We start from the raw sequence: 14,576 nt of genomic DNA, 5'->3' as shown, positions 1-14,576 counted from the left end.
ATCCTTGTATTGGTTCCCTTACAACCGGTTTTATGAGCGAAGGTATACTTCCAACTGATCCAAGCACACGGCGGTTAAATCACGATTTTCCTGATAGGCGCGGGCCCACTCGATCACTCGTTCGAGTGCCTCTTCCACAGTCCACCTGGGACGCCAGCCCAATTCCATTCTCGCCCGGGAGGAATCCAGTTTCAGATAGTGGGCTTCATGAGGCTGAATGGATCTGTCCAGTTCAAAGGATGCCCCTCTTCCCCACTTGTTGCAGATCTGTTCCACGATCCAGCCGACAGGTTTGGCATCGCTATCGTCCGGGCCAAAATTCCATCCTTTCGCGTATTCCGGCCCATGTTCGTACAACTTTTGCGCCAACATAAGATAACCACTCAAGGGTTCCAATACGTGCTGCCAGGGCCGAATCGCTCCAGGATTTCTTACTTTTATTTTCTCGCTTTTAAGAAGAGCCCGGATACAATCGGGCACCAGTCGGTCCGTCGCCCAATCTCCCCCGCCGATGACGTTTCCCGCCCTGGCGGTAGCAAGCGCTATCCCATGGGACGGATAATCTCGGGCGCTGAAAAAGGAATTTCGGTAGGAAGCCGTCACCAGCTCTGAACAAGCCTTGCTGTTTGAGTAGGGGTCATATCCACCCAGACGGTCATTCTCCCGATATCCCCAAGCCCATTCTTTGTTTTCATAGCACTTGTCGGTTGTTACATTGATCACCGCTCTGACTCTTTTCCCCAGTTTCACGGCTTGCCTCACTGCCTCAAAGAGATGGACAGTGCCCAACACATTCGTTTCATAGGTTTTTAAAGGGGACACGTAAGATTCCCGGACAAGGGGCTGTGCGGCCATATGGATGATAATATCCGGATCGGTGTCCAAAAGGGCATCTTTCAATTTATTTCCGTCTCGTATATCCCCATGGATTGACGTGATCATGGAACCGACCCCGGCCAATTGAAATAAGCTGGGTTGGGTCGGCGGACGTAATGCATACCCGGTCACTTCGGCGCCCCAATAAGACAACCATAAACACAACCAACTGCCTTTAAAGCCGGTATGCCCGGTCACCAATACTTTTTTGTCTTCCCAGAAATGCGGATCCAACTGCCTTACTTTTTCCATGGGGCTTTCCCCGATTCCCATAATTTCTCCAAATACATTTTGTCCTTCAAGGTATCCATCGGATGCCAGAAGCCATGGTACTTGTATGCCATCAGTTGGCCGTCTGCCGCCAAGTTTTCCAACGGTTCTTGTTCCAGGGTGGTATCATCTCCTTCGATATAATCAAAAACTTCCGGCTCCATGACGAAAAATCCGGCATTGATCCAACCGACATCTGCCTTTGACTTTTCTTTGAATTGAGTCACAGCGTTATTTTCCGACAAGCGCAAGGTTCCAAACCTCCCTGGAGGCTGCACCGCCGTGACCGTTGCCAGTTTTCCATGGGTGTGGTGATATTTAACCAATTCGACGATATTGAGATCGGAAACTCCATCCCCGTAAGTCAACATGAACGGCCCATCCCCAACATAAGGTTGAATCCGTTTGAGCCGTCCGCCTGTCATCGTTCCCATCCCGGTATCGACCAGTGTCACCCTCCACGGTTCCGTGGAATGCCGATGAATGATGGCTTGACCATGTTCCCTGAAATCAAAGGTCACATCAGAGTTGGATAAAGAGTAGTCGGCAAAAAACTTTTTGATATAGTCGCCTTTGTACCCCAAGCAAAGAATGAAATCATTGAAACCGTAATGTGAATAGATCCTCATGATATGCCATAGGATCGGCTTTCCACCAATCTCCACCATCGGCTTCGGTTTGGAATGGGTCTCTTCACGGATCCTTGTCCCATATCCCCCTGCCAGAATAACCACTTTTAACTTATTTTCAGTAATCAATTCGCCGTCCACCCCTATAACGGTTTTATGACATGCTATGCATTATGAAAAAAAATGTAATAGGTATATGACTCAAGTAATGAAATAGAGTATTACCCATATCTTCACGATCCTTTCAACCCAGTGAGCTCAAATAATAACGCACTTCAGACAGATAAAAACAATCCACAACCACGTTGTCTTAGTTCTGCCGGGCTAAGGTTATTTAACCGGCCTTGAAACGCTAATACAGGCCCCGCGCACCGCTTTGAATCAACATACCGGGATTTGCATGGTGATTGTCATTGAGCGCCAACGGGGATACGGTGGAGGTGATCCTGGAAAAAACAGATAGTGACTCCCGAGTCGTCGCACAAGTATTTAACCGGGTTTTTGAGTGGCTGATTCCAGAACCGGATATCCAGTTTCTCAACTGGGTGTTCAGCTACAACATCTAATGTTGAAACCCTGTGGCCTAACGAACGCTCAAAGGAAGATCAAACGCTGAGAGTTAACAAGGTACTAAGGCTTCCGTCTCATTTGGATTGGCGCACATCAAAACGCCGTCCAAGAAGACGGCGCTGTCGATAAAAAACCTCTAAGGTTACGGATTATATTCAGACTATGCTAAAGTCCTCCCAGAAGACAAAAAGCAGATGGCACTCATGCAGGTGCTGGAAGACTTGGGCTGGTGAAACCAAGGGGAGATTGCACAGATTCTGTTGGCCTACAGGAAGCCCAAGTTAGAAAAAAAGTACGTACCCGGATACCCGGATCGATATCGATGGGAAGGGATTCGGTCTGGAATTGAAAACGATGACCAGAAGAAATATTGAAAAGGGGACCACCATCGAAGACAAGATGGTTACGTCGATTGGACCAAAAACAAAGACCGATCATCCGGGGCACTTTAGCCCGTTCGACGTAACAATATACCGAAGTGCTATCAGACGACAGGCTTGTTTATGATTTATTTTTGGGGATACAGACGAAATCATTCAAAAAATTTATTGGATCAGCATCCGCTAAACTCCTGATTTCGCCAGTAAATGGTTGAATTTTATATACATCATAGTCTGGAATTAAATTCAATATTTCCTTTAAACTCCTTTTCGAATGCGTATGGTATTCAAAAGCAATAACAGGCCGGGCTGCATGTATGATATCGAGGGCCCCGTGAATGACTTGGTATTCATAGCCTTGTGTATCGATTTTTATAGCACTCACTCTTTCCTTTATTTTGTCGTCTATAAACTTATCTAAGGTGACCATATTAATGTCTACCTTTTCAAAATTATCGTCTATACCTTCATATGGTTCGATGCTGGACAGCGCCTGATTATAGCAGCTGTCATTCTGCACGTAAAAGTGGATGTTTCCATCAAAATCGCCTACGGCCAAATTATGAACAACAATATTATCCATTTGATTAATTTCGACATTTTTGATGAATTGTTTATAAATCATTGGATGCGGTTCAAAGCTAATGCATGTTATTTTCGGAGAAATACTTGCCATATATAAACTATGATAGCCAATATAGGCTCCAATATCTAAAAAAATACTCCCATCTTTCATGGTATTGCATAACATTTTACTCAGATGAGGTTCCCAACTTCCCAACTGAGATATTGTATCTTCAACTAATCCAGGTCTTTTCAACACCATATTAAATGTCCCGGTGATAGAATTTAAGGTTATAAAAAAATCTTCCTTCATCGATCTTTCTTCCCTTCTTTTGTGATTCTCATTATCCCATGTGTTGGAGGACAAGGATTATTGAAATATGAGGTTAATGATGAGAAATTTGTTTCACTATGGGTTGAGATATAGCATTTCACTTAATTTTCGTTAGTTAGTTTATGCAAAGCGAATCATAATGAAACTAGTAAAAAACACATTTTTTAGATATCAATAAGCCCGAACTTTTTAGTAAGATGAAAGCCATCACCAACCAAAAGGTGGCTCCCCCTTGAGGATAGCAAAAAACACCTTTTGTCACGGGGTATGCCGAATTTCCCCGTCGGAATACTTTCCGAATCCAGGATTCCTATGCAGATAGTCAAAAGGCTTTCATTCGGTAACTTACTGTGACCCCCTTGATTTAAGCGGGACCTCTCATGTTTTCGCTCACCGGATGGACGTGCAGATATTCCTTAGCGCTTTGATCCAGTATCACCATAAGTTAATCGGTTGATTGGTATCAGCATCGTGGAAGGAAACGGAACCTGATTGTAAACGGGCATCGCAATCCCGACATCACGTATGATTTGCCCCCTTTCCTTTCACCGAAAACGGTTGATCATGTTGAATAGCATATTCACCGGCCGAAGAAAGGGGTGGGGAAATGCTGAAAACATCAAAAATGGGGATTGCGGAACACAAAAAAGGAGCCGCCCGAACCGGCTCCTACGAAACTCGAATGACAAACGGAACAGTAAACACCTTGCCGCGGTGTTGGAATTCTCCCCACACCTTGAATACACCGCTGTGAGGAAACTCCGCATGAAATTGCGCATCAGGGCCTGTCGTGTTTTCGCTCATCGGATGGACGTGCAGATATTCCCTGGCGTTTTGATCCAGTATCACCACATGCCCGATCGCTCCCAAGTACGGTTGCAAATCTTTGATCGGTTGATTCGTTTTGGCATCGCGGAAAGAGAAGGTCAACATGACGGGTTTTTTCGCCTTCAGCGGCTGATCAAAAGACAGCGTCACCTTCTTGCCGTCCACCACTTTGGTCAGCTCGGCATCCGGCTGAATCGGCTTTGCAGATGGCTTGGGACCATTGACCGAGACGGTTTGCATTTGGGTCACCTGGGCTTCCCCTTTTGGTTGAAAATCGGCGAACAACCGATATTCTCCCCCGGCCGGGAACGGCACATTGACTTGAAATGATCCGTTCCCTTTATACTGCGGATGCAGATGCTCGAAGACAGAGAGATCTTTGCTGACCACAATCAGATGCATCTTTTTTTCGTGATTGATCGCAAAATCCCGTACCGGTTTTCCGTCCGGTTTTACCACCTGGAGGGAGAGAGAAGCGGATTGTCCGGCTTTCGGTTGTTGCGGTGAAAATGACCAGTTCGTTTTCACCGCAGCTGTTTTTTCCGTGTGTTCCTGTCCGTGTTCACCGTGCTGTTGATGCGAAGGTGATTGTTGATCTTGCGATATGCCTGTGCACCCCGTGACTGAAACGGCGAAAGCGATCGCGATCAATCCTGTGACCCACTGTCGTTTCATCCTGGTTGGCTCCTTTCGTCTCAAAAGAAAAGATACTACTACATGATTGTAGTAGTATCTTTTTACCATGTCAACGGGAACAAACAGATGTGCACATTATGCCCGATGGACATGGTGCTGATCAGATCGGCCATCACAATGGCCAACAGGAGAAAACTGATCCCCGACCATATCCAATGCGCGATCGGAATTCCGGGGAAATCGGGTTTTCCGGAAAGCAAAGCATTCACACGCAGGACGCTTTGTCCTTCCTGGTCAAACCGCGGCATGAAGGAAAGCTTCCCACTCGAATACGCGGTGATTTTGTATAAAGCGGCAGCCACCGCTTTGGCCCCCACTTTTTCAGCTGCCCGCCGATCGGCTTGGATCTCTTTTTCCAAATAATAACGCTGACAGAGCCGGTATACGACCGGCAGGAAAAAGAAGGCCGTGGACGCTCCCGCAGCAAACACCATTTTCATCGGATCGCGCGCCACACAATGATGGTATTCATGTTCCAACACGGCTTCCAGCTCTTGTGGGTTCAACAATTGGATCAACCCCGTGCTGATCCCGATACGCGAACGCTTCCATCCGTAAGAGAACGCCAATGGTCGGGCAAAGTCGAACACGTCGACCGGAACGCCATACGTTTGTTGGAAACGAAGCAACACCGGATGGACCGGATGATTCACTTTCAAGGGGAGGAGTGTGTTCAAAAAGCGTCGGGTTTGGCGAACCATGGTTCGGACGCGCCAGATGAAAAGAGACACCCATACCACGAACAACGATGTGAACAGATAATAAATCCCGGGAATCTGTCCGCTCAAAAAAATGACACCGCAACATCGGTGAACCCAGTCGATGGCCGTTCGGATGACGGCATCGGTCGACAATACCCACACCGCCAGCAGTGTCGTACCGACGGCTGCACTGATGTGAAGCAGAGGAGCAAACGCGTTTTTGGTCAATCCTCCTCTCTCCTCTCCAATTCGCGAATCAGGCGTTTCAATTTTTCCAGCTGTTCCGGTGTGCTGCCCACGGTATCCACGAACTGGGCGATCGCCAGTTCCCCGAAGTCGGAGAGCAATCCTTCGACGGCTTGGGAGGTCACCTTTTTTACCCACTCTTCTTTCGTATACCGGGGCCGGTACCGATGCATTCTCCCCTCTTTGATGCGATCCAACATGCCTTTGCGAGTCAAGCGTGTGAGGATGGTCAAGATGGTGGTGTAGGCATAGTTTTTCTCATCATTCAGCTCTTCTACGATTTCTTGGACGGTGGCCGACTGTTTGTTCCACAATACTTCCATGACCCGCGTTTCCAAGGGGCCGAAACTTTTTTCGATGATGGATCGAAACGCATCCGAGGACAATCTTTCTCTCACCCTTCCTTCTTCATTTGAAAATAGTATATCAGATGGAAAAGGAAAAAGCCGTTTCCGCGAAGGAAACGGCTGTAAACCGTCAGTCGGAAATTGCTGCGGTCAGAGCGATGAATGCCGCCCCCAGCAGCAGCACACCGCTGATGATATACGGTGTTTGAATCCCCCATAGATCTGCCGCCAAGCTCATGGACAACACGGACAATCCGAACGTCGCGTAGGTGAGACTGCCATGTGCGGCCAATACATGCGGCAACAACGTGTCATCCACACTTTTTTGCAACAAGGTGCGTTGCGCCGTTTCGCGCAACTGATACGGCGGACCCATCAGCAGACAGAGAGCCAGAGCGACCCCGGGATGTTCGTTCCACGCATAGATGAAAACGAATGCACCGGCGAGAAGTGACCCCCATCCCATTGCCCGGACAAGGTTGCGCTCCAGATGGCGGGAGAGATGCACGACGATCACACCCCCGAGAATCATACCGGCAAAGTAGCTGCCGTTGATCCATCCCCACCAATCCGGCCCCCGATGCAATATCTCCCGGACAAACACGAGAGTCAATGCCCCGACCCACACGCTTCCCGCAGCCGTATCCAGAATATCTGTCATGACCAGACGACGCAGGATACGACGGGACCAGAGGGTTTTCCATCCGATTTGCCATTGTCCCCGATTGGGAAGGTGTTTTTGATCCTTTTCCCGTGGCTGTCCGGCTTCTTTCACCCACTTAAGGGAGACCGAAGAAAACAGGAACATCCCGAAGGTCAAGCCGATCAATTCACGCACTCCCCACTTCGCCGACAACATCCCGCCCGCGATCCACCCGATCAATTGCACAATCTGGTCACTCGTCAACAACCAACCGTTCGCCTTGACCCATTGGTCTTCGGGAATCAAGCGGGGAACCAAAGCGTTGCGGGTGGGTACCGTCCATCCGTCCAAGAACGCCATCATCAGAATGACGGCGAAAATCGCCATGATCTCGGTGACGTGTGAAACCGAAACGGATATGGCGGTATACAAAGCGAGCAACAACCCCGTCTGTCCCCATTGGGAGGCAATCAATATTCCTTTGAGGGAGAAACGGGCCATGACGAGCGGAGCAGCCAATCCGCCCGCCAGCATCATGCCCACCCGCAGGAGTGGAACCATCGCGGCGAAAGTGGCCGAGTGAGTCAGTGAATACAGGTGGGAAACCACCGCAAGCGTATAAAACGCATCCCCCAAATTGGCTGAGGATTGACCGATCCACAGCCAATGGAACGATCGCCGGTTCACGTTTGCCCTCCTTATTTATTTGATTTTGTTTGTTCGGATAGGCACACGTGAATCACATCGGCCAATCAATCCTTTCAAGTGAGCTGGTTCAATTATACTGAAAATCCTACATAGATGTTTCTTTCGTTTGTCGGGCGCCGGGTGTGGATGCCCGCACCATCAGCCATGTGGTCAAGGCAGCAAGCAAGAGAGAAACGGCCAGGAAATAAAAGCCCGCATGATAATTCCCGGTTGCGTCTTTCAACATTCCCACGAACTTGGGACCGAAATAACCGCCCAAATTGCCGACGGCATTTTGCAGACCCATCGCCGCCCCTGCTACGGAAACGGGAAACGCTGCAGTGGGAATGGCCCACAGCGGTCCATAGGGGGCATACACGCCCATGGCCGTGATGGACAGCAGAACCATCTGCCATAAGGGGGATTCCACCCATTGTCCCGCAATCATGGCGGCGGAAGCAATCAGCAAGGGGATCGTCACATGCTGAATCCGATTCATCCGTCGGTCGGACCAGTGAGAGTTCACTACCATGGCCACCAATGCACAGACGAACGGGATTGCCGTCAACCACCCCATGGTAGCGGGATCTTTGGCAAACGTGCCCACCACGCTGGGGACCCACATCGTGTAACCGTAAAAACCGGTGATCCACAAAAAGTACATCAATACCAAACCCCAGACCAACGGATTGCGAAGGGCACTTCCAAAGCCGTCCGTTCCGGTTGGGACTTGCTTTTGCTCCCTTTGCAACGCTTCCATCAACTGTTTCCTCTCGTCTTCTTTCATCCATTTCGCTTCGGTCGGACGATCTTTAATCACCGCCAACCAGACGAAAGCCCAGATCAGCGGGGGCAGTCCTTCGATCACAAAGACGGTGCGCCAGTCAAAGTACTCCAACAACATACCGGATAAGGGTGCCATCAACATCGCTGAAACCGGGAGACACGACATCCATACGGCATTGGCCCGCGCCCGTTCCCGGTTGGTGAACCAGGAAGCCAACAAGACCAGCACGGCCGGCCATACCCCGCCTTCGGCCACGCCGAGCAAAAAGCGCACCCATTTCAATTGCGCTTCCGTTTGCACGAGACCGGAAGCCGTCGCCGCGCATCCCCACAGCAACATCAAAATGAAAATCAGTTTTCTCGCCGACCAACGAGTAGCCAAGATACCGCCCGGTATCTGCAGGATCATGTAGCCCCAGAAAAAAATACCGGCGATGTCCCCCGCCGCCGAAGCGGACAAGTGCAAGTCTTTCTGCATTGCCGGCAGCAAGACGCCGACATTGATCCGGTCCATGTACGCCAGCATGTACATGACAAATGCAACGGGAATGATCCGTATCCACTTTGACACGCGCATCATGATCCCTCCCGAACAGGATTGATAACGTTTTCAAAAGAGGCAGCGAAAGGGGGATCTCCCCCTTCTTCACACGGTTTGATATCGAGCAGCGTAAACGATCGCGGCTCGAATTGCTTCCATCATCGAGACTGGCGAGGCGAGATTGCGGCCGGCAATGTCAAATGCGGTGCCGTGGTCGACACTGGTTCGCAGAATGGGCAACCCCAGCGTAATGGAGACCGTTTTTTCAAAGTCGATCATTTTGGCCGCAATATGCCCTTGATCGTGGTACAAGGACAACACCGCGTGATACGCCCCTTTTCGCGCAAAATGGAACACAGAGTCGGCAGGAATCGGCCCGACGACATCCATTCCTTCCGCTTGTGCCCGTTTCACCGCTGGTTGGATGGCGTCAATCTCCTCCCTGCCCAGCAACCCCCCTTCACCTGCATGGGGATTGAGTCCCGCGACCGCCAGTTTGGGGGTTCCGCCTGTGAGACGGGACAAGGATGCATAAGACCGGCGGATGCCGCGCAGGACAAAATCCGCATCTCCGATCTTCCGGCAAGCTTCCGCCAATGACAAATGACGGGTGAGAAAGAATATTTTGACGTTCTCGACCGCAAACATCGTCATCTCTTCTTCCGCATTTGTCAAATCAGCCAACATTTCCGTGTGGCCGATGTATGGCACCCCTGCCGCTTTTAGCGCTTCTTTGTTGATCGGCGCCGTCACCACCGCATCGATTTCTCCGCTCAGGGCCAACTCGGTTGCTTTGCGGATGTACTCATACGCCGCCTGCCCGCAATCCGCTTGCACTTCCCCCATCCGCAACTCGTCAATCCGTATGTTGTCCAGATCCAAGACATCCACGGTGCCGTATGTGTAAACCCCTTCGTTGGGATGGTGAACCCGTTGAAAGCGCAGCGGGCTTCCGATACGTTCCCGCATCGTTTCCAACACGGGGATGGAACCGATGACGAGAGGTTTGGCCGCCTCATAAAATTCTTTCTCCTGCAACGCTTTGAGTGTGATTTCCGGCCCGATGCCCGCCGGATCTCCGATGGTGATACCCAAAACGGGTCGTTTTTTCTCCATTTTGATTCTCCTCCCTTTTAACACTGTCGTAAAAGCGCTTTCACACTGGTCAAAATCGCCGCATCATCCCCGACGGACCCTCCCTTGGTGATGATGTGCATGCCCTGAAAGGGACCTCCGACCAGTTTGGCCATCACACAAAGTGGAAGAACCTCTCCCATCAACTGCAAACCTCTCACCTCCATGGCCCGAAGTGTTGTAAACGCCACTTCTCCTCCGGACAGATACAGCCCGTCAAACGGATAACGGTGAATCAGATTCACCACCAATCGGGCAACCGATTCGGATACGGTGTGTCCGTCGCACCGGTTTGCCGGCACCCCATCCGTTCGCAACCCGACGACTTGGAACCGTTCCGTCAGCTCTTTCAAACGGTGAGCCACTTCGGCTGTATAGTCATGGGCATTGTCCGTCAATCGGTTGACGTTCACCGTCAACATCCCGACCGGCAAGGATTGCTCCAGATAGTCCAATTGTTTTCGGGCGGTTTCCGCCAGACTTCCGGAGACGAGCAGTATCCGCTTTCCTTCCGCGTTTTTGGCCGCCGCATAGGCTGCCGTGAACGGACCAGGGTCCACCGGCAGAACCGGAAGATTCAATCCCGCCCATGCTTCGGCCAGTTTCTCGATATCCTCATCCGACTCGGCATCACAGACGATCAGTTTGTAACCAAGCGCAATCAAACGCTCGAGTGCCACTCGCATATCTTTTGCCAGCGTGTATTTCCCCGTCTCCAGCAATCCCACCGGAAGAGATGTCTGCGATTGGATCCAGTCCACCACTCGGGAAGTCTTTACCGGTGTAAACGGGTCGCGTCCGGCCTCAGTTTGGTGGACCGGCACACCGTGTACCAACAATTCGCCCTCTCTGGTGAGCCGACCGGATTGAGGGAATGCGGGGACCACAGCGGCGATCGTCTCCGGCGGCATCACTTGCAATACGGCTTCCGTCTCCATGCCGACCGAACCGCGCAAGGTGCTGTCGATCCGCTTGGCCAAGAGCGGGCGATCGTCGTGAGGGATCACCTGTTCTGCCATGCGGCGGACACGCAATCCGGCCTCTTCCGCCGGAAGCAATCGGGTAGCCGCGTTCCAAACGACGGCGTCATGCCTCTCCAGCGGACCCGTGATGGAAACGCGGTGATCCGGAACGGTTAATACCTTCCATCCTTGTTTGGTCAACAGCACACCGGTTGCATTGCCGCCGGTGATGTCATCGGCGATCACCACGAGTTTCCGCATGAACTTCCCCTCCGTTTCCCGCGACGAGCACCTCGATTCCCTGCTGTTGGCACTTTTCCTGAAACTCCACAGGAAGATGATTATCAGTGACGATCGCGTGGAATTGATCCCAAACAGCAAAAGTGGCCAGAGCCCGTTGACCGCACTTGCTCGCATCCGCCAGCAGGATGCGTCGACGAGCGCAGTGGAGCATCGCCCGTTTGATCGCCACCTTGGACAAACTGTTGCTCATCGCCCCTTTTTCCGCATCGAACGCATCACAACCGATAAACGCCGTATCCACCTGCAACTGAGACAGCATCTCCAAACTGAAGTGGCCTTCCAAACTGTAGATTTGCGGCTTCAATTCCCCTCCTGTCAACAACACCCGGATTCCCGGTACATCCACCACTTCGGAAGCGATTTTGATATCGTTGGTCACCAGCAACAAATCTTGAAACCGCTTCAACTCCCGAGCCAGGCGCAACGTCGTCGATCCGGCATCCAGAATGATGCTCTGTCCTTCCCCGATCAGGGTGACCGCCAGTCGGGCAATCGCCTCCTTCTCTGCCACGTTTCGTTCATCCTTCCAACCGAAAGGATGTTCACGCAAGTTGTCCTGACGCAACATGGCGCCGCCGTGGGTGCGGATAATCTTTTGTTCTGCTTCCAGACAATCGAGATCGCGGCGGATCGTCATCGTCGAAACGCCGAATTCCTCGGCCAGACGGTTGATTTCCACCACGCCTTCCTGCTCGATTTTCTGCAGGATCTTCTGCCTGCGTTCGGCGGACAACATGAGTCAAGTCCTCCTGATCAAAATGGTTGTGAAAAAGTAACATCGATTATGTTCGATATTGTTTATTTATGTTGTCATATGTTAATTCACAATATAAACCGATGATTTGTATTTGTCAATCATTTTTTGTTTTGGAGCTGGAATGACGACTCCCCGAAACGTTTCATTCACTGTGGCACCCCGCTGTATCCGTTCCCTTCTTCATGATTTCCCCCGTTTGTTTCTCTATATCGATGATTCTTTTCGTGCAGCCGTCCCCTTCATAAACAAGAATGACGCACAATTATTTTTAATAATAACGGCAATATAATACTGAGCCATGTGAAATCCTCCTTATTTGGGACTAACCGAGGATTTTCACCATGGCTCACTTATTTTTTAGAGTAATTATAAATTATTAGGACCTAACTATGCATGACGGTCATTCTTGTCTGTACAACTCGAAACGAAACCGAAGGGATTTCGATGTGGGCTGTCAATTCATAGTTTTTAACCTTTGGTTTTTGCATTTCGAACACACTCGACAATTTCATCAATAACCCCATCAAAATCTTCTTTTAATCTGTGTTCCCAGATACGAATCACATTCCATCCAAGTTCCCGGTAGTATTCAGTCACCTCTTCGTCTCTTTCTTTGTTTCTTGATAATTTGTTGATCCAAAAATCCCTGTTTCTTTTCGGGATGGTTGTGTGATCGGGACAATAATGCCAAAAGCATGAATCAATAAAAATCACTATTTTATATTTCTTGATTGCAATATCGGGCTTGCCATATAAATCCGCCACATTCCTCCGAAATCGAACACCGCGTTGCCACAAAGCTTTAGCAACCTCTTCTTCCAACTTTGTTTTCATTCCGCGAATGGCTCTCATATTTTTGGAACGAATCGGGTCCGGTTTATCCATACCCGTCTTTCCTCCGAAATCGATATGATTCAGTAGAGTCAAACCTGCATTTTACTTTTCCAACATTTCTTTGATCGAATGAGCGATAATTTCAGACATCAACGGTGGTACTGCATTCCCAACTTGAACAAATTGGGCAGTTCGAGGTCCCTCAAATTTGTAGTTATCCGGAAATGTCTGTATTCTGGCTGCTTCTCTGACCGTCAGGCTTCGACACTGTTTGAAATCGGGGTGAATATTGTAATGTCCGTCTTTGGCTATATGGGCAACCACGGTATGAGGCAACCCGTCCTCACGGTGAACTCTGAATCTGTCAGTGAACGAGTCACGATTTTTGTGAGTTTTCAATCTCTCCGGCAATTCATCATAATGAAGCTGTTGACCCCGGGATGCTTTTTCAAGGGCAATGAGGTAAATCTCCCTGTCGAGTTCTCTTAGCGGACGAGCTTTGTGATTCAGTACACCGATACTGTTCTCTCTCATTTTTCTTTGAAAATCGGAAATATGACCGGACATTTCCGTATATTGGCCGAAAAAATGATCACTTCCCTCTCCAGGATTCAACGGAGGCAAATCATACAATACATTTTTCGTCGTAAGGGGATCTTCCCAGACAATTTTATGGCTTTCAAATTTCGGGTATGTGTAGTCAAACCGACTTTGAAATCCGAACAGAAGCACTCTCTTTCTGGTTTGTGGAATCCCGTAATCATTGAAATCCAACACATTCTTCAATTCATCCTTGTTCGGCCCCGACAACAGTTTGTAACCGATCCGTTCAAACTCTTCTTTGATCGTTTCAAATACCTTTCCTTTTTTTGCACTAAGGATCCCGGGGACGTTTTCGAAGATAAACACTCGTGGTTTATAATACTTAACCATATTTAAATAATAATAGAACAAATAATTGCGAGGATCTTTTTCAGCCAGCTCCTTCATCCTCCCTCTTCCGACCAGTGAGTATGCTTGACAAGGAGGGCCACCGATGATTAAATCCACGCTTGTCATATCCTGTTGTTTAAGAGACTGGTCAATTTCACGAATAATTTGGGTCGTTGAAGTGGCCTCCTTATCATTATTGGGATTCCCAAATTTTCTGTTCAAAACAACCAGTTCCAATAAATCTCTCAAATCCGGATGTTTCTTAAAAACGACCTCTCTGTGAATATCAATGTTTTTGTGATCATCGGATGAAAGAAGATAAGTAAAATATGTATCCAAATCTTTTTGTTTCACCAAAAAGTGATACATGATCCTCGTTTTCAGTGTCTCACATGCCCACTTGTCTTTTTCGACCTTTGCGGCAAACCTGAAACCCAACCGGTGAAATCCTTCGCTCAAGCCACCGGCTCCGGAAAATAAATCAATGACAACCAATTCGGATCCCTTCTTTTCTCCTGCGGTTTCTACGTTAATTATAAATTATAAGTTTCATGA

14 protein-coding genes are annotated in these 14,576 nt (G+C 49.3%); 1 reads left to right on the top strand and 13 read right to left on the bottom strand.

Features of this window, described 5'->3' with window-relative positions; all coding sequences use genetic code 11:
• Positions 1–30: 30 nt before the first annotated feature.
• Both rfbG and rfbF read right to left on the bottom strand, forming a co-directional pair.
• Positions 31–1,128 (bottom strand): CDP-glucose 4,6-dehydratase, encoded by a 1,098-nt coding sequence (gene rfbG / locus JQC72_RS08425; protein ID WP_205494730.1) that lies wholly within the window; start codon positions 1,126–1,128, stop codon positions 31–33.
• On the bottom strand, positions 1,116–1,904 hold the full coding sequence (rfbF, locus tag JQC72_RS08420) for a glucose-1-phosphate cytidylyltransferase (protein WP_302104612.1): 789 nt from the start codon (positions 1,902–1,904) through the stop codon (positions 1,116–1,118). The genes rfbG and rfbF overlap by 13 nt, the downstream gene beginning before the upstream one ends.
• A 284-nt stretch (positions 1,905–2,188) precedes the next feature.
• Here rfbF and JQC72_RS08415 point away from each other — a divergent pair, with 284 nt between their 5' ends.
• Positions 2,189–2,341 (top strand): hypothetical protein, encoded by a 153-nt coding sequence (locus tag JQC72_RS08415; protein WP_205494723.1) that lies wholly within the window; start codon positions 2,189–2,191, stop codon positions 2,339–2,341.
• Between the two features lie 505 nt (positions 2,342–2,846).
• Here the strand turns inward: JQC72_RS08415 and JQC72_RS08410 are convergent.
• The 11 genes from JQC72_RS08410 to JQC72_RS08360 form a co-directional block, all read right to left on the bottom strand.
• Positions 2,847–3,602, bottom strand: a complete 756-nt coding sequence (locus JQC72_RS08410) for an FkbM family methyltransferase (RefSeq protein WP_205494722.1) — start codon at positions 3,600–3,602, stop codon at positions 2,847–2,849.
• A gap of 690 nt (positions 3,603–4,292) precedes the next feature.
• Positions 4,293–5,126: a DUF8832 domain-containing protein gene (locus tag JQC72_RS08405; RefSeq protein ID WP_205494721.1), complete on the bottom strand. Its 834-nt coding sequence runs from the start codon at positions 5,124–5,126 to the stop codon at positions 4,293–4,295.
• Between the two features lie 62 nt (positions 5,127–5,188).
• Positions 5,189–6,076: a M56 family metallopeptidase gene (locus tag JQC72_RS08400; protein WP_205494720.1), complete on the bottom strand. Its 888-nt coding sequence runs from the start codon at positions 6,074–6,076 to the stop codon at positions 5,189–5,191.
• Entirely contained in the window at positions 6,073–6,492 is a 420-nt protein-coding gene (locus tag JQC72_RS08395) for a BlaI/MecI/CopY family transcriptional regulator (protein WP_335342416.1), read from the bottom strand. The genes JQC72_RS08400 and JQC72_RS08395 overlap by 4 nt, the downstream gene beginning before the upstream one ends.
• Positions 6,493–6,571: 79 nt before the next feature.
• Positions 6,572–7,771: an MFS transporter gene (locus JQC72_RS08390; RefSeq protein WP_205494719.1), complete on the bottom strand. Its 1,200-nt coding sequence runs from the start codon at positions 7,769–7,771 to the stop codon at positions 6,572–6,574.
• A 106-nt stretch (positions 7,772–7,877) separates the two neighbouring features.
• On the bottom strand, positions 7,878–9,134 hold the full coding sequence (locus JQC72_RS08385; RefSeq protein WP_205494718.1) for an MFS transporter: 1,257 nt from the start codon (positions 9,132–9,134) through the stop codon (positions 7,878–7,880).
• Between the two features lie 69 nt (positions 9,135–9,203).
• On the bottom strand, positions 9,204–10,214 hold the full coding sequence (gene pdxA / locus JQC72_RS08380; RefSeq protein WP_205494717.1) for a 4-hydroxythreonine-4-phosphate dehydrogenase PdxA: 1,011 nt from the start codon (positions 10,212–10,214) through the stop codon (positions 9,204–9,206).
• A 17-nt stretch (positions 10,215–10,231) separates the two neighbouring features.
• Positions 10,232–11,455: a four-carbon acid sugar kinase family protein gene (locus tag JQC72_RS08375; protein WP_205494716.1), complete on the bottom strand. Its 1,224-nt coding sequence runs from the start codon at positions 11,453–11,455 to the stop codon at positions 10,232–10,234.
• A complete protein-coding gene (locus JQC72_RS08370) occupies positions 11,427–12,233 on the bottom strand; it encodes a DeoR/GlpR family DNA-binding transcription regulator (protein ID WP_205494715.1) in 807 nt (268 codons plus the stop codon). Before JQC72_RS08370 ends, JQC72_RS08375 begins: the two co-directional genes overlap by 29 nt.
• Positions 12,234–12,722: 489 nt before the next feature.
• Complete coding sequence (locus tag JQC72_RS08365) at positions 12,723–13,139, bottom strand: very short patch repair endonuclease (protein WP_205494713.1); 417 nt, start codon at positions 13,137–13,139, stop codon at positions 12,723–12,725.
• A 51-nt stretch (positions 13,140–13,190) separates the two neighbouring features.
• Positions 13,191–14,516, bottom strand: coding sequence for a DNA cytosine methyltransferase (locus JQC72_RS08360; protein ID WP_205494711.1), 1,326 nt, complete (start codon positions 14,514–14,516; stop codon positions 13,191–13,193).
• Between the last annotated feature and the right edge of the window lie 60 nt (positions 14,517–14,576).

The organism is Polycladomyces zharkentensis, from assembly GCF_016938855.1.
GTDB classification, from domain to species: domain Bacteria; phylum Bacillota; class Bacilli; order Thermoactinomycetales; family JIR-001; genus Polycladomyces; species Polycladomyces zharkentensis.
The sequence above is the reverse complement of the archived record's forward strand: the minus strand, read 5'-3'. Positions and strand labels throughout refer to the sequence as shown.